General features: G+C 52.3%; 22 protein-coding genes. 13 read left to right on the top strand and 9 right to left on the bottom strand.

What is annotated here, in order from left to right:
* Positions 1-13: 13 nt before the first annotated feature.
* The 7 genes from ROA7450_RS08275 to ROA7450_RS08240 all read left to right on the top strand — a co-directional run bounded on the left by ROA7450_RS08275 (position 14) and on the right by ROA7450_RS08240 (position 6,730).
* Entirely contained in the window at positions 14-841 is an 828-nt protein-coding gene (locus ROA7450_RS08275; RefSeq protein ID WP_085805233.1) for a DMT family transporter, read from the top strand.
* Between the two features lie 143 nt (positions 842-984).
* Positions 985-2,121 carry an OmpP1/FadL family transporter gene (locus ROA7450_RS08270; RefSeq protein ID WP_085805232.1) on the top strand — a complete coding sequence of 379 codons (1,137 nt, stop codon included), beginning with the start codon at positions 985-987 and terminating at the stop codon, positions 2,119-2,121.
* A gap of 119 nt (positions 2,122-2,240) precedes the next feature.
* Positions 2,241-3,101, top strand: coding sequence for an ATPase (locus tag ROA7450_RS08265; protein ID WP_085805231.1), 861 nt, complete (start codon positions 2,241-2,243; stop codon positions 3,099-3,101).
* A gap of 39 nt (positions 3,102-3,140) precedes the next feature.
* A complete protein-coding gene (gene metA / locus ROA7450_RS08260; RefSeq protein ID WP_085805230.1) occupies positions 3,141-4,085 on the top strand; it encodes a homoserine O-acetyltransferase MetA in 945 nt (314 codons plus the stop codon).
* Between the two features lie 74 nt (positions 4,086-4,159).
* Entirely contained in the window at positions 4,160-5,029 is an 870-nt protein-coding gene (gene ppk2 / locus ROA7450_RS08255; protein WP_085805229.1) for a polyphosphate kinase 2, read from the top strand.
* Positions 5,022-5,639: a TetR/AcrR family transcriptional regulator gene (locus ROA7450_RS08250; protein ID WP_085805228.1), complete on the top strand. Its 618-nt coding sequence runs from the start codon at positions 5,022-5,024 to the stop codon at positions 5,637-5,639. The genes ppk2 and ROA7450_RS08250 overlap by 8 nt, the downstream gene beginning before the upstream one ends.
* Before the next feature lie 542 nt (positions 5,640-6,181).
* Positions 6,182-6,730 carry a peroxiredoxin gene (locus ROA7450_RS08240; RefSeq protein ID WP_085805226.1) on the top strand — a complete coding sequence of 183 codons (549 nt, stop codon included), beginning with the start codon at positions 6,182-6,184 and terminating at the stop codon, positions 6,728-6,730.
* 103 nt (positions 6,731-6,833) lie between these two features.
* Here ROA7450_RS08240 and ROA7450_RS08235 read toward each other — a convergent pair whose 3' ends face one another.
* From ROA7450_RS08235 to ROA7450_RS08220, 4 genes are all read right to left on the bottom strand, one after another.
* Positions 6,834-8,759: an acyltransferase family protein gene (locus ROA7450_RS08235; RefSeq protein WP_085805225.1), complete on the bottom strand. Its 1,926-nt coding sequence runs from the start codon at positions 8,757-8,759 to the stop codon at positions 6,834-6,836.
* A gap of 86 nt (positions 8,760-8,845) precedes the next feature.
* Entirely contained in the window at positions 8,846-9,334 is a 489-nt protein-coding gene (gene rpsI, locus ROA7450_RS08230; RefSeq protein WP_085805224.1) for a 30S ribosomal protein S9, read from the bottom strand.
* A complete protein-coding gene (gene rplM, locus ROA7450_RS08225; protein WP_085805223.1) occupies positions 9,334-9,798 on the bottom strand; it encodes a 50S ribosomal protein L13 in 465 nt (154 codons plus the stop codon). Before rplM ends, rpsI begins: the two co-directional genes overlap by 1 nt.
* Positions 9,799-9,982: 184 nt before the next feature.
* On the bottom strand, positions 9,983-11,305 hold the full coding sequence (locus tag ROA7450_RS08220) for an aminotransferase-like domain-containing protein (RefSeq protein WP_085805356.1): 1,323 nt from the start codon (positions 11,303-11,305) through the stop codon (positions 9,983-9,985).
* A gap of 162 nt (positions 11,306-11,467) precedes the next feature.
* On the opposite strand from ROA7450_RS08220, the gene ROA7450_RS08215 reads away from it, so the two are divergent.
* On the top strand, positions 11,468-11,701 hold the full coding sequence (locus tag ROA7450_RS08215) for a DUF1127 domain-containing protein (RefSeq protein ID WP_085805222.1): 234 nt from the start codon (positions 11,468-11,470) through the stop codon (positions 11,699-11,701).
* A gap of 52 nt (positions 11,702-11,753) precedes the next feature.
* On the opposite strand, the gene ROA7450_RS08210 is transcribed toward ROA7450_RS08215, so the two are convergent.
* Positions 11,754-12,176, bottom strand: coding sequence for a PaaI family thioesterase (locus tag ROA7450_RS08210; protein ID WP_085805221.1), 423 nt, complete (start codon positions 12,174-12,176; stop codon positions 11,754-11,756).
* Between the two features lie 58 nt (positions 12,177-12,234).
* Here ROA7450_RS08210 and ROA7450_RS08205 point away from each other — a divergent pair, with 58 nt between their 5' ends.
* The 4 genes from ROA7450_RS08205 to gluQRS all read left to right on the top strand — a co-directional run bounded on the left by ROA7450_RS08205 (position 12,235) and on the right by gluQRS (position 16,393).
* A complete protein-coding gene (locus ROA7450_RS08205) occupies positions 12,235-13,023 on the top strand; it encodes an enoyl-CoA hydratase (RefSeq protein WP_085805220.1) in 789 nt (262 codons plus the stop codon).
* A gap of 512 nt (positions 13,024-13,535) precedes the next feature.
* Positions 13,536-14,891 carry a methylenetetrahydrofolate--tRNA-(uracil(54)-C(5))-methyltransferase (FADH(2)-oxidizing) TrmFO gene (gene trmFO, locus ROA7450_RS08200; RefSeq protein ID WP_085805219.1) on the top strand — a complete coding sequence of 452 codons (1,356 nt, stop codon included), beginning with the start codon at positions 13,536-13,538 and terminating at the stop codon, positions 14,889-14,891.
* Between the two features lie 21 nt (positions 14,892-14,912).
* Positions 14,913-15,527, top strand: coding sequence for a class I SAM-dependent DNA methyltransferase (locus ROA7450_RS08195; protein WP_085805218.1), 615 nt, complete (start codon positions 14,913-14,915; stop codon positions 15,525-15,527).
* Complete coding sequence (gene gluQRS / locus ROA7450_RS08190) at positions 15,524-16,393, top strand: tRNA glutamyl-Q(34) synthetase GluQRS (RefSeq protein WP_085805217.1); 870 nt, start codon at positions 15,524-15,526, stop codon at positions 16,391-16,393. The genes ROA7450_RS08195 and gluQRS overlap by 4 nt, the downstream gene beginning before the upstream one ends.
* A 37-nt stretch (positions 16,394-16,430) precedes the next feature.
* Here gluQRS and hisI read toward each other — a convergent pair whose 3' ends face one another.
* Positions 16,431-16,811, bottom strand: a complete 381-nt coding sequence (hisI, locus tag ROA7450_RS08185) for a phosphoribosyl-AMP cyclohydrolase (RefSeq protein ID WP_085805216.1) — start codon at positions 16,809-16,811, stop codon at positions 16,431-16,433.
* A gap of 48 nt (positions 16,812-16,859) precedes the next feature.
* Between hisI and ROA7450_RS08180 the strand changes: the two genes are divergently transcribed.
* Positions 16,860-17,315: an iron-sulfur cluster assembly scaffold protein gene (locus ROA7450_RS08180; protein ID WP_085805215.1), complete on the top strand. Its 456-nt coding sequence runs from the start codon at positions 16,860-16,862 to the stop codon at positions 17,313-17,315.
* Positions 17,316-17,734: 419 nt separating this feature from the next.
* Here the strand turns inward: ROA7450_RS08180 and ROA7450_RS21425 are convergent, their stop codons facing one another.
* The 3 genes from ROA7450_RS21425 to ligA form a co-directional block, all read right to left on the bottom strand.
* Entirely contained in the window at positions 17,735-17,857 is a 123-nt protein-coding gene (locus tag ROA7450_RS21425; RefSeq protein ID WP_268808456.1) for a hypothetical protein, read from the bottom strand.
* A gap of 105 nt (positions 17,858-17,962) precedes the next feature.
* Positions 17,963-20,053: an ATP-dependent DNA helicase RecG gene (gene recG, locus ROA7450_RS08170; protein ID WP_085805213.1), complete on the bottom strand. Its 2,091-nt coding sequence runs from the start codon at positions 20,051-20,053 to the stop codon at positions 17,963-17,965.
* The gene (gene ligA / locus ROA7450_RS08165) at positions 20,050-22,197 is read right to left on the bottom strand and encodes an NAD-dependent DNA ligase LigA (protein WP_085805212.1); all 2,148 of its coding nucleotides are present in this window, start codon (positions 22,195-22,197) and stop codon (positions 20,050-20,052) included. Before ligA ends, recG begins: the two co-directional genes overlap by 4 nt.
* Positions 22,198-22,288: the final 91 nt, after the last annotated feature.

Here is a 22,288-nt window from a genome sequence, read left to right as displayed (position 1 = left end):
TGCCGCAGTTTGGATGCTGGGGGCGGTTTTTGCCTTTTCTTTGATGGCTATCGCCGGCCGTGCCGTCAGCTTTGAGCTCGATACTTTCGAGATCATGATGTATCGCAGCATCATCGGCCTGATCGCAGTCCTGTGTATTTCTTCACTATCGGGTACACTTCGCGAAATCACAACCCGCAACCTGCGCCTTCAAGTCGTGCGCAACATCAGCCACTTTGCAGCGCAAAACCTTTGGTTTTTTGCACTCCCTCTAATTCCGTTGGCACAGCTCTTCGCGCTTGAATTTACATCGCCCATTTGGGTGTTGATGTTATCCCCTCTCCTTTTGTCTGAACGCCTGACAATCATACGCGTTGTCGCCGCTGTTACGGGGTTCATAGGAGTTGTGATCGTCACTCAGCCCGGGAGTGCAAACGCTCTTAACATTGGAACCATTGCTGCTGCGGTAGCAGCCATAGGTTTCGCCTGTTCAATCATCTTCACTAAAATGCTGACCCGTCATGAAAGCCTGACCTGCATTCTGCTTTGGATGACTTTGCTTCAGTCAATTTTTGGCGTAATCTGCGCCGGCTATGACGGCGATATTACCGCACTGTCAGCCTCAACTTTGCCATGGCTTACGGTGATCGCGTTCTGCGGTCTTACCGCCCATTTCTGCCTGACCAAAGCTGTAAGTATGGCCCCAGCAACCGTTGTAGTTCCCGTAGACTTCCTGCGTTTGCCCCTCATCGCCTTGATTGGATTTTGGTTTTACCAAGAGCCACTAAGCTATCCAGTCATACTTGGAGCGGCTATTATTTTTGCTGCAAATTACCTGAATCTGTGGAATGAGACAAAATAACATATAAATACAACAGGTTAACACTTTGTGGTATCAATGAGACACACAACTGGTTCTCCGAATTTGTGACGCGGCGTCAGTAATTGACCGGTTCACTTCCCTCTTTATTGTGCCCTGCAATCGGGAAGAGATAAGAGGGTTTTATGAAATATCAAGGTTTGGTGACGGCTACGTTTGCCTCGGTAACGATCGCAGGAATGGCCCATGCCGCAGGCATCGAGCGCGCTGGAGATCGATCACAAATTCTATTCGAGGAGGGTAAAAACTACCTTGAATTCAGCGCAACGGTAGTTTCACCGTACATCAGCGGTACGCCGAATGCTGGTGCTCCGCCAGCACTGCCAGTTATTGGCCCCGGAGGCTTCCCAATAGGAGTGGCCCCAACTGCTGGCACTGGCAATATTACTGAACGGTATATTACGGGTGCCGCGGGCTTTAAACATCAGCTGAACGATCAAGTTGCAATCGCCTTTACGATTGACGAACCAGTAGGGGCCGATGTCAATTACAGAGCGCCGAATGCCGTATTTACTGGCTCAGAAGCACAAGTAGATTCTGTCGCCTATACGGCAATGGCGAAATACAAGGTGAATGACAACGTTAGCGTTTATGGTGGTTTGCGCCTACAGAGTTTGAAGGGTGATGTTACCGTAATCGCGGCCAGTGGTTTTGTCCCAGCAGGTGGTTTCTCATACACCTTGAATGTCGACAATGACTACAAGCTTGGGTATCTGCTCGGCGCTGCATACGAAAAACCAGAAATCGCCATGCGCGTGGCCCTAACGTATGAATCCGCTATCACCCACGATTTCCGCGACAACAACGGCACTGAATTTGACGTAGAAATTCCGCAGGCCGTGACATTGCATGCTCAAACCGGTGTTGCACCGGACACATTGTTGTTCGGCTCCATCAAATGGCGGGAATGGACAAAGTTCAACATCGCTCCGCCAGACTTTGTTGCTCAAACCGGCAATCCAATCGCCTTTGAACCGGATGATTCATGGACCTATGAGTTAGGTTTAGGTCATCGTTTCAATGACATTTGGAGTGGTGCCGTGCTTCTTGGCTACGAAACCGAGCACGATGCAACGGTTGGTAACTTGCAAGGTAAAGACGGCTATATCAGCTATGGCCTTGCTGCGACTTATGAAACTGAGTCTTGGGAAATCACTACAGGCGTCAAATACTTTGATGTAGGGGATGCGGAAACGTCTGTGTCTTCATTCAGTGGCAACGATGCCATTGCCTTCGGAATGAAGCTGGGTTTCCGTTTCTGATTTAGCAAAAATCCAAAAATAAAACTCCGCCCTTTCGGCGGGGTTTTTCTTTTTGAACGTTTCAAATTGACGTCTCTTCCCCCTCTGGCTACCACAGGCGCGAAGTAAGGGACGCAGCAATGATATATCAGACAGCAGATGAATGGCTATCAGCCGAAAACAAGCGCGTGTTGTTTTATGGCATGTCAGGTTTGGGCAAGACCCATCTATCCACTATGTTGCGCGGTCAGGGTGAATGGTTTCATTACTCCATCGATTACCGCATCGGCACGCGATACATGGGCGAAGTCATTGCAGACAACGCCAAGGCCCATGCGATGCAAGTGCCATTCTTGCGGGACCTTTTGTTGACCGACTCGATTTATATCGGCTCAAACATCACTTTCAGCAACCTGACACCTGTATCAACCTACCTAGGAAAACCGGGAGACCCTGACAAAGGCGGTTTGCCCATAGGCGAATATCGTCGCCGTCAGGAGCAGTTCCGTCAGGCAGAAATCCGGGCCTTGGCAGACACCGGGTATTTCATCGACCGCGCGGATAGATTGTACAATTACTCGAATTTTGTCTGCGACACTGGTGGGTCAATCTGTGAATGGGCTGATGGCAATGATGTCGATGATCCCCTGTTGAACGAACTGTCTTCGCAATGCCTGATGATCTACCTGCAAGGCGATGAAGCACATACCCAAGAACTGATCCGCCGGTTCGACCGCGCGCCAAAACCCATGGCTTATCTGCCAGAATTCCTGGACAGTTGTTGGGATGAGTATTTGGCAGAATCTGGATTGAGTGAAGATAAAGTTGACCCGAATACCTTCATCCGTTGGACCTACGCCCGCGCCCTCGCCCATCGAAAACCGCGATACGAGGCCATGGCGCAATGGGGCATTACCCTCACCGGCGACACACTGGCAAACATCAACACGCCGGACGAGTTCGATCACGCCGTCGCGAGTGCCCTTGAGGATCGCAACTAATCCGCTTATCTGCGGATAAACATCAGAAAAGTCAGTCTCATGCCGATCAAACTTCCCTCCAGCCTCCCCGCCTATGACGTGCTGTCGCGCGAAGGTGTGATGGTGATGGACGAAGATCAGGCGGCACGTCAGGATATTCGCCCGCTACGCATCGCGATGCTGAACCTGATGCCAAAGAAGATCCAGACCGAGAATCAATTTGCCCGGCTGATCGGAGCAACGCCCTTGCAGATTGAGCTTCATCTGATCCGGATGACTGAACATCGCACCAAGAACACCGCCGCAGAACATATGGCCAGTTTTTATCGACCGTTCAGCGAGGTTTTCGAGTCCGGGGAGAAGTTTGACGGCCTGATCATCACGGGCGCCCCGATCGAGCATCTTGAATTTGAAGATGTCACCTATTGGGATGAGCTGCGTCAGATCTTTGACTGGACCCAAACTCACGTGCATTCCACCTTTGGCGTCTGTTGGGGTGGCATGGCGATGATCAATTACTTTCACGGCGTGGCCAAGCACATCTTGCCACACAAGGCCTTTGGGTGTTTTCGCCATGTCAACATGGCGGAATCCTCACCACTACTGCGGGGTTTTTCTGATGAATGCGTGATCCCGGTCAGCCGTTGGACGGAAATGCGCCGGGATGAGATCGAAGCCGTGTCGGGGTTGAACATCCTGTTGAACAGCGACGAGGTTGGCCCCTGTCTGGTGTCCGATCCGGCACTCCGCGCGCTCTATATCTTTAATCACTTCGAATATGACAGCGGTACGCTCAAGCAGGAATATGATCGCGATGTCGCCAATGGTACGCCAATCAATGTACCAGGCAACTATTATCCGGATGATGATCCGTCTAGAACGCCGCAAAACCGTTGGCGCAGCCATGCGCATCTGCTTTATGGCAACTGGATTTCAGAGATCTATGAAACCACGCCGTACGACATCAGCAAAATCGGCTTGGAAGAAACTGATTTGCGCACCTAAAACACGGTGATTGGAATATTGCGCCTGCATTCCCAGCGGGCCATAGTAGATGTAACGAGTTGAGGGAGACAGGAATGGATCTGCCATTTGACGGCGCGATCACCAAGTATTTCGAACATGATGCCCCTGTTGAGGTTCGGAATGCCATTCGGCGCGCTGAGAAAGGTGACATTCTGTCCAACACTTATCCGCATTCCGAACGGATGCCGCGCAAGGCCTATGAGAAAGACCTATATAACCTGCAGGTCGAGCTGGTGAAATTGCAATCTTGGGTGCGGCAAAGCGGTGCGCGCGTCGTGATTGTGTTTGAAGGGCGTGACGCCGCCGGAAAAGGCGGTACAATCAAACGGTTCCGTGAACATCTTCTACCTCGCAGCGCGCGAGTTGTGGCTTTGTCTAAACCCTCGGATCGTGAACAATCACAATGGTATTTCCAGCGCTATATTGATCATCTGCCATCAGGTGGTGAAATGGTGTTCTTTGATCGCAGTTGGTACAATCGCGGCGTTGTAGAAAAGGTTTTTGGCTTTTGCACAGAAGAGGAGCGCGCCCGTTTTTTCAGGCAGGTCATGCATTTTGAGCGCATGATGGTCAACGATGGCACCCACCTCTTTAAGTTCTGGCTCAATGTCGGACGGGCCGAACAGTTGCGCCGTTTTCTGGGCCGTGAATCCGATCCGCTCAAGCAATGGAAGTTGAGCAACATCGATGTGAAAGGGCTCAGCAAGTGGAATGACTACACCACTGCTATTCAAGAAACGTTTGATCAAAGCCACAGCGATCATGCCCCTTGGACCATCTTGCGTACCGATGATAAGCGCCGCGCACGGCTGGAGGCCATCCGTCACGTCCTGAACGCCATCTCCTATGCCAACAAGGATGGCAAGGCGATTGGTGCAATCGACTCCCTTCTCTGTGCCGGACCCGAGATCTGGGATGCCTAAACGCGGCTATCATCACGGCAACTTGCGTCAAGCGCTGGTCGATGCGGCGCTTAGCTTGATCGAATCCAAGGGCCCGACCGGTTTTACCCTGTCTGAGGCGGCCAAACGCGCAGGTGTCACTCCTGCTGCGGTCTATCGCCACTTTGCCGGGCGTGAAGATCTGATTGCCGAAGCCGCACGTCAAGGGTACGAGATATTTGCCGATCTGATTCAGCACGCCTTTGATCAGGGGCAGCCGTCGGCTTTGGCGAGTTTCGAGGCTACCGGCCGCGCTTATCTAGCATTCGCCCGCAAATATCCCGGATACTACATATCAATGTTTGAATCCGGCATTTCAATCAACCGTACACCGGAACTGGCCGCCGTCGCCAACCGCGCGCGCGGGGTTTTGGAACACGCCGCGACCGAGCTATCCAAACACATCCCTGAAGAAAATCGGCCGCCAGCGGCTATGTTTTCCGCGCATGTCTGGGCGCTTAGCCACGGCGTCGTCGAGCTTTTCGCCCGCAACTCCCCCGGAACGCAAAGCCCCTTTGCGCCCGAAGATTTGCTGGAATCCGGGATTGGGATTTACCTACGCGGACTGGGCCTCATTCCACCAGATGAATAAACTAAAGGTGCCATGCACAATTTATTGAAATGTCTATCCCCTCGGCTTCAAGCATTCGTGCTTGATCATGGTCATTGGATAAAGATTGCGATTTGGCTTGTTCCGTTTGCAATCGTAATGATGCTACTAATCGGAAAGCGCGCAACCTACTCTGTTGAGGGTTACGAACGCCTTCCAATCATTTCAATCGTTAGCAGTTTTTCCGATACAGACTCGGGGATGGAGGCCACTATACGCGATCAACAAGGCAACCTATATGTGCTTAGCACCTCTTCATTCACTCAAGCAATGCAGCACACCGACACAATCTGTGTCGAAAAGCGAAGATTGAAAAACGGCTCACTTGATGTTGCTTGGGTGGATCAAAGGAAATGCAAATGAGCAGCAACACGTGGAACGCAGCGGCATGCGCTTCTTCAGGTATATTAATGAAATTATTACATAAATCATAATTTCAACCTGCGGCAATTCTGCCATTGAAGCTCCCCTTAGAATCATTTTAAAGCGCTCCTAGATCACATCTGAATCACAGGAGTTTGATGATGAAAGCTGGCGCAAAACTGCCCGACGTGACCTTCCACACACGTGTTCGCGACGAAGCGATTGAAGGCCCAAATCCATTCCGCTGGGAAGATAAAACCACCGCTGACTATTTCGCTGGTAAGCGCGTGATCCTGTTCTCGCTGCCGGGTGCTTTTACCCCCACATGCTCCACCTACCAGCTGCCTGGGTTTGAAAACGGCTATGCTGATTTCAAAGCGCAAGGCATCGACGAGATCTACTGCATGTCGGTGAACGATAGCTTTGTCATGAACAAATGGGCACAGGATCAAAAGCTGGAAAACGTCAAAGTCATCCCAGATGGATCTGCTGAATTCACCCGCAAGATGGGTATGCTGGTTGACAAGGATAACTTGGGCTTTGGCATGCGATCGTGGCGCTACGCGGCCATCGTCACCGATGGTGTGGTCGAAGCATGGTTCGAAGAGCCTGGCCTGATGGACAACTGCCCTGAAGATCCGTACGGCGTTTCCTCACCTGAGACTCTGATGGAGCACCTGAACACCGCGAAAGAGCCTGAACTGGCCTGAAATTAACTTTGATGAACTCAAAAAAGCCCGCCTCTGGCGGGTTTTTCATTTCTGTTCTCATTTAGTCTCATCCCCAAACATGCGACCAATCGGCTGTATGTTTTTACGGCTTCGCAGCTTGATAGATATGTTTAGCGACGCGATTTAAGCCGAGTATGCTTAAATGATTGTCATCACTGTACAGAGGTAAACCATCAGCGTTGTAGGGCTTGCAATTTTCACTATCGCACAGCATGTTTGCGACGCTTATCTTGATCAACATTGGATGTGTCAAACCGCTAATTGCATTAAAAAATTCTCGATTGCGCTCAAAGTAATCATCAAACGAAATAGCTTTTGTTTGTGGCACACCTGTATAGAGTGCGGATTTTGCCAGGGTATTTGTGACATGGTAGTCATATTCCGGGGTCGGATCGATCAACACGACCTTTTTTCCGCGATCCAACAGCAGTTCCAAAGTTGCTTTCATCGACATCTTAAATTGCGCCGCATTGCCTTTCGCAGAGAAATTCTGACCATCCGCAAAAGAATAAGCAGTGTGTTTTGACTCGTGCCGATAACCCGTTGTGTAATTGCTCCATTCCGCCGCAAGAATTACGACTTTAATTTTTTCATCCTGTGAAACATCAATCAACGTTTCAGTCATGTTTGGACTACATTCGTGATTATTGATGTTTACGGTTGCAATACAATCTAACAATGGAGCGCACCACGGCGCGACGAACGCGTAGAATGACGCATTGCCTGCTTGGAAAATGTCTTTCAAACCAAGAGCATATCGTCCAGCGTGACTATCACCGATCAGAACAATTTCATGTGGCTCATCTGTTGCGCCAAATTTGCATTCGTCGAACTGACCACGTAAACACTTCGGGCTTGCCGCCTTTCCTTCGGTTTGTATTGCGGCAACACTGTCTGGCATACGAGTTTCGAAGCCTTTCGAATTGTGACCGCTGATACCGAATGCAACAAACACTACTGTTCCTAAGAGACTAAATCTAAAAATGCTCTTTCGTGAAACTTTTTGCCGATCCCGGAAAGGTGCCTCGATAAACCTCCAACTGCCATAAGCCAACACCAAAGACGAGAGGCTCAGGCATAGCATTAGAAAGTCACTTGGTTTTTCCATCAGTCTGATTTTGGCAAAAGCAAAAAGTGGTTGATGCCACAAATATGCTGAATAGCTAATGAGCCCAATCCCCACTAGGGGCTTCACGCCAAGCGCCTTTGCTACCAACGTACCTGGCCCTGCGTACAAAATTACCAAAACGACACCCGCAACAATAATCAAAGCGTCCAGACTTGGAAAAGATGCATTTTTGTTGCCTGCAAAAATTACAGAAACAATCGCGATAAACCCCAAAGCCGACAATAAATTGCTGCTCTTTGAACCATTTTGGTGAGAGAAAATCGCCACTAAAGACCCTGCCAGAAGTTCCCATGCGCGTGCCGGAGCTAAGTAAAATCGGGCTGATTCATCAGCCCGCCAGCCCCACTCCCCCAATGTATAGCTGGTCAACGCGAACACTGCGATAATCCAGAAAACAAGACTTTGACCAAATCTCCAGATCAAAACCAAAATTATAGGAAACAGGATGTAGTATTGCTCTTCTACGGCCAAGCTCCATGTATGGAGTAACGGCTTCAACTCAGAAGCGGCCTCAAAGTATCCACTTTCAAACCAGAACAATATGTTCGATACAAAAAAGCTAACCGCCATAACGCTATCAGTAAAACCCTTCATTTGAGCTGGAAACATCCACATCCAAGCAAATGGAATGCATGCCAGCATCACAAAGAAAAGCGCTGGAATTATCCGGCGGGCGCGGCGCTCATAGAAATTAACAATGCTAAAACGGTCGTTAGAAATGTCGTCGATTAATATTGTCGTAATCAAGTAGCCGCTGATTACAAAGAATATATCAACTCCCAAATATTCAGCACGAAAGCTTTCAAAACCCGCGTGAAACAAAATGACTGGGACGACGGCAATCGCTCTCAAACCATCAATTTCAGGACGGTATTTCATGTTCTTTCAACACCAAGTTGAAGTGTACTAAAAAAATAAGCACCCACTTTCGCAGGTGCTTACAAGTTCTCTCAGTAAGGAAGCAATTAACGCTTCGAGAACTGGAAGCTGCGGCGGGCTTTGCGCTTACCGAACTTCTTACGTTCAACAACACGGCTGTCGCGTGTCAGGAAGCCAGCGGCTTTCAGCGCGCCGCGCAGGCTTGGATCATACAGTTGCAGCGCTTTCGAGATACCGTGCTTAACCGCACCGGCCTGACCGGACAGACCGCCACCTTTTACGGTGGCCATCACGTCGAACTGGTCTTCAACGCCTGCAACAGTGAACGGCTGACGCAGGATCATCTGCAGAACTGGACGCGCAAAATACTTATCCATTTCTTTGCCGTTAACGGTGACTTTGCCCGAACCTGGCTTGATCCAAACGCGGGATACCGCGTCTTTACGCTTGCCTGTGGCATAGGAACGGCCCAGCTCGTCACGAACTGGCTCGCGTGGGGCTTCGATTTCGATCGCTGGTGCTGCGCCTTCGGCAACTGCTTCCAGACCTTCGAGTGTTTTGATTTCTTCGCTCATCAGTAAGCCACCCGCGTGTTTTTGGAGTTCATGGATTTCACGTCCAGCACTTCAGGCTGTTGTGCATCATGGGGATGATCGGTGCCGGCGTATACACGCAGGTTTGTCATCTGAACGCGTGACAGGCGGTTGCCTGGCAGCATGCGTTTGACCGCTTGGGTTACAACGCGCTCTGGGTGCGCGCCTTCCAGGATCTCACCTGTGGTGCGCGATTTGATGCCACCAGGGTGGCCAGTGTGCCAGTAGTTTGGCTTTTCGCGCTTGTTGCCTGTCAGCTGCACTTTGTCGGCATTGATGACGATCACGTTGTCACCCATGTCCATGTTTGGTGTAAAGCTGGCTTTGTGCTTGCCGCGCAGACGCATGGCAATAATCGACGCCAGACGGCCCAGAACAACGCCTTCTGCGTCGATCAGGATCCATTTCTTGTCGATATCTGCCGGAGTTGCAGAGAATGTTTTCATTTCTGGGTTATCCCATATGTTTATAGGGCCGCTGGATGGCAGTCCTCAAGTTGATGGGCGGGTTATACCGGTCTTTTTGCGCCAGTCAATGGTGCGAAATCAGTATTAAACATTAAAAAACAATATCTTATAAATATGGTATTATTTTACCCCACGTATTTGAGCGAATACTCGGCTCTACACCTCACAAATCAACGTTCGCTGGTGGTCGAGCAAGCAATCTGGACATGGTTCTAAGGGCTTTTTCAAAGGTTTCTTTTGACACATTGGCATTCAGGCCCAGTCGAACCGCATTGGGCGCATGGCCATCTGGCAAGGCAAATTCATCCGACGGCTTGATCCGCACCCCTTCTGCCTCGCAGGCACGGGCGAACGTTGAGCCCCGCCACCCTTGCGGTAGCTTAAGCCAGATAAAGGGCACGTCGGGACGCCAGTTGATCTCCCATTGCCCCAACACGTTCACTGCAATGCGAACGCGCTCTAAAATTACCTGCTCCACCTTCTGTCGAACAGTTTCGGCCACGCCCGACTGGATTAACTCTGCGCATATATCCAACGAAGTCTGTGGTAGGCCGTAAAACGACGATTGCGCCACCTGCCGGGCCTGAGCCGCCTGATCACGCGGACACACGACGTAGCCAAACCGCATCGCCGCCGAAACCGATTTACTGAGCGATGACACATACCATGCACGCTCTGGACAAATCCCACGATAACTCGGCGCTTCGGGACGGGTCACACATAGGCTGTCATCTTCGATGATCTGAAGCTGATAACGGCGGGCAATCTCAGCGATTTCCTGACGCCGCTGCAGGCTGGTTCGGCTGGTTGTGGGGCTGTGCACCTCTGAGAAGGTCAACAACACCTGCCCACCATGTTTGCGCAAGGCTTCTTCCAACCGGTCCGGGCGCATGCCTTCATCATCCATGGCAATCCCAATCAACTGCGCACGCAGCAAACGGCTGGCATGCCGTACTCCAGGGTAGGCCAGTTCTTCAGTTAAGATCACTGGCGAAGGTCCATGCAAACATGTTTGCAGCGCCAGAATAACAGTGTTTTGCGCCCCAAATCCCAAGACGACATCATCTTTAGACAACCGCCCTGCCCGATCCGGCCCGATCCAATGAACCACTGCTTCGCGCGCCTTTTGATCTGTAAAGGCACTGGGGACGTCCGTATAGTTGCGCCCCGTGTCGCGTGCCAACAACATCATGATGCGTTGAATTTCCTTGTCCTGTCCGACGTCTGGAACACGTACCCCCCGAAAATCCACGGTCCCAGGCTCGGGATCATTCAGCAGCGATTCAGGTGCAGTGTCTTGCGTGACCAACCCTCCAGATACAAAGGTGCCCCGCCCAACCCCGGTTTCGACAAGACCTTCTTCCGCCGCAAGCCGATACGCCCGCGCTACGGTTCCGGGTGTAATGCCCAATTGCCAGGCCAGTTCACGCACAGGCGGCATCTTGTACCCCTGCTTCAATACACCGGAACGGACCGCAGCGCGCATTGATTGTACCAACACAATATACTTAGGTGAGTCAATGTTAGCGAAGTCAGGATGCCAAATTGTATCGGTCACAATGTTTTCCTCGCCATATTGTACGCATTGCGCTACATACAAACATACATACCACACCGATTGTATCAACACAATACAGGAGTTTGACCAATGTACGCCCCTATCCTCTCAGACCACGCAGATTTTGCGCAGCTCATGGCTCGCCGCGACATGCCTGTTCTGGCACAGGTCGCGGTGCGTTGGGCGTATTACATTACGCTATGGTCGCTCCGTTACAGCACACGAAAACAGCTGCAAAAGCTTTCTCCCCGGCAGCTAGATGACATCGGTCTGACCCCGCGCGAGGCCATGATCGAATACAGCAAACCCTTCTGGAGGCCGTGACACCCCGTAACGGCCCCTCTTCCCCTGGGCCGGAGTTCGCTCCGGCCCTTTTTTATGTCTTGGGTGGAATCGAATAGGTCATGCTGGCGCGCGCAACAGGGCGATCATCACCATCGGAAAAGACCAAAACCTCGCCAACTGCCAAAACCCGCCCGAGTTTGAGCAACCTGCACTCGGCGATCAGGTCCCTGCCAGCGACTGGTTTGCGCATGAAATCAAGCGAACTGCTGGTTGTGACCGCAAGACCCTGCGGCCCAATCATGGCCAGCACCGCCAGATAGACCGCGACATCCGCCAACGCAAAAATTGACGGGCCGGACACGGTGCCACCTGGACGCAGATGCCGCTCAGACACATTCAAGCGCATCCGAATGCGCATCTCACCCAGGTCTTCAATAGTGAACTCTCCGCTTACCTGAGGAAAGTCGCTCTGAAGAAAGGCTTTCAACTCATCAATTGTCATCAACAGTCTCATGCTTCCCTCACACACAATTCCCCCGTAAAAGGAATCACAACAAATCGGAGGACACAAGATGGCAATTCTTGAACGCGTTGACACCGGGCCCGTTTCCCGTCTGACTCTCAACACCCCAGAGAAGTTGAACGCTCTGTCCGATGACATGCTCGCCGCCTTGCAGACCGAGCTCTTTTCGATTGCCGATGATCCAACAATCCGCGTTGTGATCCTTGCTGCAAATGGCAAAGCCTTCTGCGCGGGGCACGACCTCAAGGAAATGACACGTGGTCGACAAGCTCCGGATGGCGGCCGTGCCTATTTTGCTGATCTCTTCACCCGTTGTGCCCGCGTGATGACCACCATTCGCGACCTGCCGCAGCCTGTGATAGCTCAGCCTCATGGTATCGCGACTGCCGCAGGCTGCCAACTGGTGGCCACTTGCGATCTGGCCATAGCTGCCGAAGGCACACGCTTTGGCGTCAACGGTGTCAACATTGGATTGTTCTGCTCCACCCCTATGGTAGCACTCAGCCGCAATATCCCGCGCAAAAAGGCCTTTGAAATGTTGACCACCGGACAGTTCATCGAAACTGACCGTGCAATAGAGTTGGGGCTGATTAACAAGGCTGTCCCGGATACACAGCTCGAGACGGCGACAAACGAGTTGGCAGAAATCATAGCCTCCAAACTTGGTGCCGCGGTGCGTATCGGCAAGCAGGCTTTCTATAATCAGATCGAAATGCCACTTGATGGCGCATATGAATACACTCGTGATGTCATGGTTGAGAACATGATGATTGATGATACTGCCGAGGGAATCAGCGCATTTATCGAAAAACGCCCGCCTTCCTGGGCAGGTTCTTGATCTCTTATTGTTTCCGTATTGGGTTATATCTAAGGAATTAGAGCCCATTGTAACCAACCTTAAAACCAGAAACATCCCTTATAAAGGACCTTGAAGAAAGTCGATCCGGTTAACGGGACGGGTTTCGCTGTATTTCCATAAAGATACGGCTTTTGTTACATAATTCGAAACACATTGTGTCTGCAGGCAGCCTATTCATCTTTACGCAATTTTGTACAAATTATTGCAGAACCGATGTGAAAGTAATCAGTGAGCAAAAGTACAAAGTGCTACCGGCGTAGAAATTCTAGTGTTCATATCGGTTCTACGATTGTGTCAGTAACCAGTGTGTTGGTCATATTTTAGGGTATTAGTTATAGGGCGCATGCGCGGCGGTTGGTGTAAACGAGTGTAAGTTTGCCGCGCATGTCATTTATTAAGAACCGGACTGGCGGGCGTCAGTCCGGTTTTTTTTATCACCAATGGCCCGCTCTCTCTTTCCTAAAGCTACTGCATCCCCTACATCGCTGACCATGAGTAAAACACTTCATATCGTTGGCGGCGGCATGGCCGGATCCGAGGCCGCATGGCAGGCCGCACAAATGGGCGTCTCTGTCGTCTTGCACGAAATGCGCCCTCAGGTCGGCACTTTTGCCCATCAGACCGGCGACTTTGGCGAGATGGTGTGCTCCAATTCATTCCGCTCAGACGACGATGAACAAAATGCCGTGGGCCTGTTGCATTGGGAAATGCGCGCTGCAAATGGACTGATCATGGAAATGGCCGACAAACACCGCTTGCCCGCGGGGGGAGCATTGGCCGTAGACCGTGATGCATTTTCCCAATCCATCACCGAACGTTTACGCAGCCACCCCAATATCACGACCAAAGAGGGGGAAGTGGCCGCCCTGCCCGAGGATGGCAACTGGATTTTCGCTACCGGCCCGTTGACGTCGGCAACCCTAGGCCAGGCTATTGGCAAAGTAACGGGTGCGGAATCCCTTGCCTTTTTTGATGCCATTGCTCCGATCATCTATTTCGACAGCATCGACATGAGCCGCGCCTGGATGCAGTCGCGATATGACAAAGGCGAAACTCAAGAAGAGCGCACGGCCTACCTCAACTGCCCGATGGATAAGGAACAGTACGAGGCGTTTATTGATGCTCTGCTGACTGCAGATAAAACAGAATTTCACGAGGGCGAAACTGCCACCTATTTCGACGGCTGCTTACCCATCGAGGTGATGGCCGAACGCGGCCGCGAAACGCTTCGCTTTGGCCCGATGAAACCCGTCGGCCTGACGAATGCGCATCAACCGGATGTCAAACCCTATGCGGTGGTGCAGCTCCGTCGCGACAACGCACTTGGCACGCTGTACAATATCGTCGGCTTCCAAACCAAAATGAAGTACGGCGCACAAACCGAGGTTCTCCGCATGATCCCCGGTCTGGAAAACGCCAGTTTCGCCCGCTTGGGCGGAATTCATCGCAATACGTTTCTGAACTCGCCAACGCTGCTCGATAGCCAGATGCGTCTGCGCTCACATCCTCACATCCGCTTTGCCGGTCAGATCACCGGAGTCGAGGGCTATGTTGAATCTGCTGCCATGGGATTGCTAGCTGGTCGTTTGGCCGCAGCTGAACTTCTGGGGCAGCCTCTCCAAGATCCGCCGCAAGACAGTGCCATGGGGGCCTTAATTTATCATATCAGCGGTGGGGCCGAAGCGAAGACCTTCCAACCCATGAACGTGAATTTCGGCCTATTCCGTCCGGTTGACGGCCTGAAAGGTGGCCGCAAGGGCCGCAAAGATCGCTACAAAGCCTACACCGACCGCGCCAAATCCGCATGGACCGATTGGCTTTCAGAAACGAATCTGGACGCAGGCTGAGTGCTGTGATCTTCTGTCGTCATGACAGAAAAATTCTTCGACAAGGTTTACGACGTCTCATCCCCCGACGAGAGACAAGAGATGTATGGCAAATGGGCCGCCACTTACGACGCCGAAGTGGCCGACAATGGATATGCCACCCCACCACGCGTCGCAAAGGCATTGGCGAAGTTTATTGCAGATTGCAGGGCACCAGTATTGGATTTTGGCTGCGGCACCGGTCTGTCTGGCCTCGCCCTGCGACAAGCGGGTTTTACGCAAATTGATGGTATGGACCCCAATGCAGAAATGCTGTCGCAGGCAACCGAAAAAGACGCCTATCGTAACTTAATTCAAATCGACATCGCTGATGAGACCCCAATCCCTCAAGGTACCTATGCGGCGATCACGGCTATCGGTGTGATCGGCACAGGGGCTGCCCCGGCGGATACGCTTCATACGGTCATGAAAGCCCTGCCAAAAGGCGGGCTTTTGGGTCTAAGCCTGAATGACCACGCACTCGCAGATCCAAGCTATGAGCGCGCCCTATGCGATTGGCTGGACTGTGGTGCCGCATTGCTGCTATTCAAAAAATACGGACCGCATCTTCCTGGTCAGGACATCAAATCAAACGTCTATATTGTTGAAAAGAAGTGACATTCAGAACACGCTTTGCGCCTTCTCCAACCGGACCACTGCATCTTGGGCATGCCTATTCTGCCTGTTTGGCGCACGATATGGCGCAGACACAGGACGGACAGTTTTTCCTGCGCATCGATGACCTTGATCAAAGCCGCAGCAAGCCTGACTGGGAAACGCAGATATATGAGGATCTGAACTGGCTTGGCCTCAGTTGGCCTAATCCAGTGCTGCGTCAGTCCAAACGTCTGCCACGCTACCGCGATGCGCTGCAATGCCTTTGGAATCGGGGATTACTTTATTCCTGCAACTGCTCGCGTGCAGATATTCGTGCAGCGGCGTCTGCTCCACAAGAAGGAGCTCCCCTGCACGGACCGGACGGGATCATTTATCCGGGCACTTGCCGCCCGGAGTTCCCCATGACAGGCCTCATGCCCGATCTACCGCTGCGCCTCGACATGAAGCGCGCACTCGCCACATTGAAGGCACCACTGACATTCACGGAAACGGGTAGCGGCCCAAACGGCGAAGCCGGTCAGATCACCCCGCAAAACATGGTTGAGACGGTTGGTGACGTCACCCTCGCCCGCCCTGGTATGGGGGCGTCTTATCACCTGTCGATTGTCTGCGACGATGCGGATCAAGAGATCACTCATGTAATCCGAGGTCAGGACCTGTTTGAAGCAACGCAAATCCACGTTCTGTTACAAAACCTGTTGAGTTTCCCCACCCCAATCTACCACCACCACACACTTATCCGCGATGAAAACGGCAAACGCCTTGCCAAACGAGACGATGCCCGCGCCATTGCAAAGTATCGTGCAGATGGCGCCACGCCCGCAGACATCCGAACAATCACCGGGATCTCTCGTTTATTTGGCTGAAAATATCTTGTAGGGGGCTGGGGAGCCCTTCAAGCTCTCAACCCTCCATGGGTTCCATTAACTCTTCTTCTGTCCCATCCCGAACGGCGGTATAAAAACAACTGCGCCGATTGGTGTGGCAAGCCGCGCCGGTCTGCTTGATCACCACAAGCAGACAATCGCGATCACAATCGAACCGGAAATCCACCAGCTCTTGTATGTGGCCCGAGGTTTCACCCTTGATCCAGAACGATTTGCGTGAACGACTCCAATAAGTCACGCGCCCCGTTTCCAGAGTCTTCTGCACTGCCTCGATGTTCATCCATGCCATCATCAGCACTTCACCGCTTTCATGATCCTGCGCAATTGCCGGGATCAGTCCTGCTTCGTTGTATTTCAGGGATGATGGATCAAAATTCATATCGAAAACCTTTTGCATCTGCGGCGTTGGTCTCTATCTATGGGACAACACTGCAAAGGAAAAGCCATGAGCGGCGATACCGAACTAATCAAACTTTATTCTGCTCGAATTCTCGAGCTGGCGGCGGATATTCCACATCATGGACGTCTGGAGGCACCTGATGCATCGGTCAAGCGCCGCTCTCCGCTTTGCGGATCAACAGTCACCGTTGATCTCAAAGTAACAGACGGGCGTGTCACCGACTATGCCGCGGATGTCAAAGCCTGCGCTTTGGGTCAAGCAGCAGCGAGCGTTGTTGGCGCAAATATTATCGGCTGCACGCAACATCAAATCATCACGGCACGCGATGGTCTCAAGGCGATGCTTAAACAGGATGGCCCAGCACCTACTGCCCCTTTTGATGGACTCGAAGTTTTGTTGCCCGCACGGGATTATAAGAATCGTCACGATTCCATTTTGCTGACTCTGACAGCCGCTGCTGAGGCTTTTGAAGAAATCAGCAACGCCAGCAGCTGCGCATGAGTCATAGGATGGCACCGCGCAGAATCTGGGCTTTTAATTTTGCCGGATGGGTGCTCTTTACGCTATCCGCCATTGGCTTTCTCTGGACTACCCTCAAAGCCGGGGACGTAATTGGAGTTGTCGCCAGCCTGCTATTTTTGATCGCCTGCCTCGTTTTCATCATACCCGTCTGGGCCACGCGTCCAGGCAAAAAATGATACACAAAAAAACCGCCGCTCACCCGAAGTGGGCAGCGGCGGTAGGTGTGCAAAGTCATGAGTTTCGGTCTGTGGCCTCACGCGGGAAGAGGCAGGCACCCGCTCGACAGGGACAGGAGACAGAATTTGGGACAGTCGTCTCGGAAAATGTGCATCACGCTTGGGACAAAAGATGCAGGCACAGCCGGTCAGGACATTGCAGGCAGAAAACGGTAATCAGTGTCAGACCAACCCGGGCAAATACAGCCCTCCAACCAAAATGACCATCAAAGCCACAACGCCAAGCGCGTCGCTCAGTAAGGTTTCACGAGAGTTTACAGCAACAGTTTTGATCTGACGAAGCATTGGATAGGCTCCTTTTCGTTAACAGTTGCTACTTTGTTCTCACTTTATTCACGATCTGTAAAGAACTTTATGAGAACATTTGTGAACTTTTATGGATGCAAACTCTTAACCTACTGAAATCAAACGAATTGCCTGATCTTGTTCCATCAGCCACAAAAGAACACGCGCCGCCTGCCCCCGTTCCGACGTCAGATCCGGATCTTCGACTAGCAATTTGCGCGCATCTGATTGCGCCACCGCCATAAGTGCCGTCTGGCGTTCCAAGTCGGCCACCCGAAAGCGCGGCAAACCGGCCTGCGCTGTTCCTATCAGATCACCAGCCCCACGCATCTCCAGATCAACCTCTGAAATTTTGAAGCCATCCTCAGTTTCCCGCATCGTGGTTAGTCGGCGTTCGCCTCCTTTGCTCAGTGGGGCCTGATACATCATCAGGCAGGTTGATTGCGCTTCCCCACGCCCGACGCGCCCGCGCAATTGATGAAGCTGTGCCAGACCGAAATGCTCGGCACGCTCAATCACCATGATACTGGCATTGGGCACATCCACGCCAACCTCAATCACTGTAGTAGCGACCAGAACATTGGTATCACCACGCTGAAATGCCGCCATTGCCGTATCTTTGTCCTCGGCTGGCATTTGCCCGTGGACCAAGCCGACCTTTCCTTCACCTAGGGCTGCGCGTAGATGTTTGAACCGATCCTCTGCACTCGACAAATCCAGAACTTCGCTTTCCTCGACCAGAGGACAAACCCAATAAGCCTGGCGTCCTTCGGCGATGGCCTTGTGCAAATGATCAACCACCTCATCCATCCGCGCCATATTCACCAGTGCGGTTTTGATCGGCTTGCGGCCCGGGGGTTTTTCGTCCAGCACACTGACGTCCATATCCCCATATTGCGCTAGAGCCAGTGAGCGCGGGATCGGCGTGGCGGTCATCACTAAGACATCAACCGCGATACCCTTGTTGCCCAGTTCTAGCCGTTGCCGCACGCCAAATCGGTGCTGCTCATCGACAACCGCAAGTCGCAAGTCACTGAATTCAACATCTTTTTGGAACACGGCATGTGTGCCAACCAGAATATCAATGTCACCGGCAATCAAAGCTGCAAGTTTTTCTCGTCTAGCAGCGCCCTTGTCTCGTCCGGTCAAGATTTCCAATCGAACGCCTGCAGCACTGGCCAGTGGCTTCAAACCTTCCAGATGTTGCCGTGCCAAAATTTCGGTTGGGGCCATCATCACCCCCTGCCCGCCCGCCTCAACTGCGGTCAGCAAAGCGTTGAATGCAACCAATGTTTTTCCTGCGCCGACGTCGCCTTGCAGCAAACGGTTCATCCGTTGCTCATCAACCATATCTTGGGAAATCTCGGCAATCGCCCGGGTTTGCGCCCCGGTTGGCGTATAGGGTAACGCTGCCAGCACCTTGGCTTGCAACGTACCAGTCCCAACGCTGGATCGGCCTTTCGCCTTGCGCAACTTGCTACGCGCCAGTGCCAGTGTTAGCTGATGCGCCATCAATTCGTCATAGGCCAGCCGCTCCCGCGCTGGATGCGATGCAGACAGGTCCGCCATAACATTCGGTTCGTGTGCTGTTTGAACTGCGTCTTTCCAATCCGGCCAATTCGACTGCGTTTTTTGGTTCGGATCAATCCATTCGTCCAAATCAGGCACGCGTGTTAAGGCGCTGTTCACCGCCTTGCTCATCATTTTTTGACTGACCCCCGCCGTCAGCGGATAGACCGGTTCAAAATCAGGAATATCTTCGATTTCCTCAACAGGGAGAATGTGGTCCGGGTGCACCAACTGGGCCAGACCATCGAACAGCTCGACCTTACCAGACACCACACGCCGCACCCCTTCAGGTAAAATCTTTATCAAATAGTCGCCACGCGCGTGGAAAAACACCAATTGAAACGAGGTTGCGGAATCTTCAACTGTGATCCGATACGCCCCTCCTCGTTTGGCCGGGGGGCGATGGGCACCGACCATTACCTCAACGGTCACCACTCCGGGCAGATCCGCCCCTTGAACGGTTGCCCGCTTGCGACGGTTAATCCCTGATTGCGGAAGCGTCAGGATCAGATCTTTGGGTTTTTCAACATCCAAAGCGGCAAGATTTTGAACGGTCTTGGGCCCGATCCCTGCCAGCGTTTCCAATCCGGCAAAGAGTGGAAACAGAACTTCGGGCCGGCCACTCATGCGTCGCCGATCAGCTGTAGCCAGCCATCTTCGTCAATCGTTTCAACCCCCAGATCAGCCGCTTTCTTGGCTTTCGATCCAGCGCCGGGGCCCGCCACCAATAGATCCGTCTTGGCGCTTACGCTGCCTGACACTTTTGCACCAAGCGTTTCCGCCCGTGCCTTGGCTTCGGCGCGGGTCATTTTTTCAAGCGTACCGGTGAAAACAACCGTTTTTCCGGCAACTGGGCTGCCATCAGTGTCAGGTTGCTCGGCATCCTCAACCGAGAGATGTGCGGTGAGCTTATCAATACTGTCGCGTTCCTGCCCAGGATTGAAGGCGGTCACAAGACTGCGGGCCATAACCTCTCCAAGCCCATCGATCCCCAGCAATCGATCCCACTCTGGACCATCATAATCCGGGATCGCATCCATCGCAGACACGAACTCATCCCACCGGCCGTAGGTGCGCGCAATCAAGTTGCTGGCTTGCTCTCCGACATGGCGAATACCTAGCGAAAAAAGCAGGCGTGAAAACGGGATCTTTCTTTTACTATCAATAGCCTGAAATAGCTTACTCGCGCTTTTGTCTCCCCATCCTTCGCGATTTTTAAGTTGCTGAACGCCGCTGCCGAACCGCTCTTGCAAGGTAAATATATCTGCAGGTTCCTTGATCCACTTATCCGTATAAAATTGCTCAACCTGCTTGGCACCCAATCCGTCGATGTCAAAGGCAGCGCGGCTGACAAAGTGCTTTAGCTTTTCAACAGCTTGCGCTGGACATATGAGACCACCCGTGCAGCGGTGGACCGCGTCACCCTCTTCCCGGATCGCAGGGCTTTGACATTCCGGGCAGATGTCGGGAAAAACATAAACCACACTGCCATCCCGGCGCTTGTTTAGGTCCACATCCGCCACTTTCGGGATTACGTCACCCGCGCGATAAACCTGAACCCAGTCACCCTCGCGGATGTCTTTGCCATCACGGATGTCATTGCCCTTACTATCAACGCCTTTGATATAATCTTCATTGTGCAATGTGGCGTTGCTCACCACCACACCTCCAACAGTAACGGGCAGTAGTCGCGCTACCGGGCTGAGTGCCCCTGTGCGTCCCACTTGGATTTCAATTGCCTCCAGACGTGTCCAGGCTAGCTCAGCGGGGAACTTGTGGGCAATGGCCCAACGTGGTGTGGTGCTGCGGAATCCCAAACGCCCTTGCAGCGCCAAATCGTTAATCTTGTAGACAACACCATCGATATCATACCCCAAGTTCGCACGCATCTGTTCGATTTTCGCATAGTGCGCCAGCATCCCAGCAGGGCCATCACATAGAGCTGTCAACGGATTGGTCTGAAACCCAAAGCTCTGCAATCGCTCAATCGCTCCCATTTGCGTGTCGGAAAGCGGCGCGCTGAGCTCCCCCCAAGCGTAAGCAAAAAATCGCAGAGGCCGACGGCGCGTTATCTCGGAATCCAACTGTCGTAGCGAACCTGCGGCAGCGTTACGCGGGTTGGCAAATTGTTTGCCATTACGTTCAGCTTGGCGGGTGTTCAAAGCTGCAAAGTCTGCATGGCTCATATACACTTCACCACGCACTTCTAGAACCTCTGGCGCTCCCTCTATGCGATCTGGGATGTCTGAAAGGTTCCGATCTTCGATGATCCGTTCGGCAATGGTCTTTGCATTCGCGGTAACGTTTTCGCCTACGGCCCCGTCTCCACGTGTTGCAGCCTGGACCAGAACACCATGTTCATAGCGCAAGCTCAAGCTCAATCCATCAATCTTTGGCTCGGCGGTATAGTCCAAAAGCACATCATCGCTCAGGCCAAGATAGCGCCGAATCCGGTCATCGAAGTCAGACACATCTTCGTTGTCAAATGCATTTGACAACGACAACATCCGAACCGCGTGTGTGACCTTTGCGAATCCCTCAACTGGGGCAGCACCCACTTGATTGCTGGGACTGTCGTGACGCTTCAGATTTGGAAAGCGCTCCTCGATGGCAACATTTCGCTGTTTTAGCGCATCGTATTTGGCGTCGGTGATGTGCGGGGCATCTTCGCCATGATAGGCTGTGTTCGCTTCTGTCAGCGTTTTTGCCAATTGGGCCAGTTCTCTTTCGGCCTCTGCTTTTGTCAGCGCCTCAACCGCAGTCTTAAACATCCTATAATGCCCTCTTCGATCTTTCGCCGATTTCAGCTTCAGGTCAAAGTGATAGGATGCAGCGCAACAGAGGTCCAGCACTCACATGCTG

This window comes from Roseovarius albus (assembly GCF_900172335.1).
Classification (GTDB): Bacteria; Pseudomonadota; Alphaproteobacteria; order Rhodobacterales; family Rhodobacteraceae; genus Roseovarius; species Roseovarius albus.
This window is presented reverse-complemented; position numbering and strand designations above follow the sequence as displayed.

What these genes read in the sequence shown, in the direction of transcription:
- ROA7450_RS08275 (WP_085805233.1), top strand. Translation starts at nt 14, where the DNA reads ATGCTGGGGGCGGTTTTTGCCTTTTCTTTGATGGCTATCGCCGGCCGT.
- ROA7450_RS08270 (WP_085805232.1), top strand. Translation starts at nt 985, where the DNA reads ATGAAATATCAAGGTTTGGTGACGGCTACGTTTGCCTCGGTAACGATC.
- ROA7450_RS08265 (WP_085805231.1), top strand. Translation starts at nt 2,241, where the DNA reads ATGATATATCAGACAGCAGATGAATGGCTATCAGCCGAAAACAAGCGC.
- metA (WP_085805230.1), top strand. Translation starts at nt 3,141, where the DNA reads ATGCCGATCAAACTTCCCTCCAGCCTCCCCGCCTATGACGTGCTGTCG.
- ppk2 (WP_085805229.1), top strand. Translation starts at nt 4,160, where the DNA reads ATGGATCTGCCATTTGACGGCGCGATCACCAAGTATTTCGAACATGAT.
- ROA7450_RS08250 (WP_085805228.1), top strand. Translation starts at nt 5,022, where the DNA reads ATGCCTAAACGCGGCTATCATCACGGCAACTTGCGTCAAGCGCTGGTC.
- ROA7450_RS08240 (WP_085805226.1), top strand. Translation starts at nt 6,182, where the DNA reads ATGAAAGCTGGCGCAAAACTGCCCGACGTGACCTTCCACACACGTGTT.
- ROA7450_RS08235 (WP_085805225.1), bottom strand. Translation starts at nt 8,759, where the DNA reads ATGAAATACCGTCCTGAAATTGATGGTTTGAGAGCGATTGCCGTCGTC.
- rpsI (WP_085805224.1), bottom strand. Translation starts at nt 9,334, where the DNA reads ATGAGCGAAGAAATCAAAACACTCGAAGGTCTGGAAGCAGTTGCCGAA.
- rplM (WP_085805223.1), bottom strand. Translation starts at nt 9,798, where the DNA reads ATGAAAACATTCTCTGCAACTCCGGCAGATATCGACAAGAAATGGATC.
- ROA7450_RS08220 (WP_085805356.1), bottom strand. Translation starts at nt 11,305, where the DNA reads ATGCGCGCTGCGGTCCGTTCCGGTGTATTGAAGCAGGGGTACAAGATG.
- ROA7450_RS08215 (WP_085805222.1), top strand. Translation starts at nt 11,468, where the DNA reads ATGTACGCCCCTATCCTCTCAGACCACGCAGATTTTGCGCAGCTCATG.
- ROA7450_RS08210 (WP_085805221.1), bottom strand. Translation starts at nt 12,176, where the DNA reads ATGAGACTGTTGATGACAATTGATGAGTTGAAAGCCTTTCTTCAGAGC.
- ROA7450_RS08205 (WP_085805220.1), top strand. Translation starts at nt 12,235, where the DNA reads ATGGCAATTCTTGAACGCGTTGACACCGGGCCCGTTTCCCGTCTGACT.
- trmFO (WP_085805219.1), top strand. Translation starts at nt 13,536, where the DNA reads ATGAGTAAAACACTTCATATCGTTGGCGGCGGCATGGCCGGATCCGAG.
- ROA7450_RS08195 (WP_085805218.1), top strand. Translation starts at nt 14,913, where the DNA reads ATGACAGAAAAATTCTTCGACAAGGTTTACGACGTCTCATCCCCCGAC.
- hisI (WP_085805216.1), bottom strand. Translation starts at nt 16,811, where the DNA reads ATGCAAAAGGTTTTCGATATGAATTTTGATCCATCATCCCTGAAATAC.
- ROA7450_RS08180 (WP_085805215.1), top strand. Translation starts at nt 16,860, where the DNA reads ATGAGCGGCGATACCGAACTAATCAAACTTTATTCTGCTCGAATTCTC.
- ROA7450_RS21425 (WP_268808456.1), bottom strand. Translation starts at nt 17,857, where the DNA reads ATGCTTCGTCAGATCAAAACTGTTGCTGTAAACTCTCGTGAAACCTTA.
- recG (WP_085805213.1), bottom strand. Translation starts at nt 20,053, where the DNA reads ATGAGTGGCCGGCCCGAAGTTCTGTTTCCACTCTTTGCCGGATTGGAA.
- ligA (WP_085805212.1), bottom strand. Translation starts at nt 22,197, where the DNA reads ATGTTTAAGACTGCGGTTGAGGCGCTGACAAAAGCAGAGGCCGAAAGA.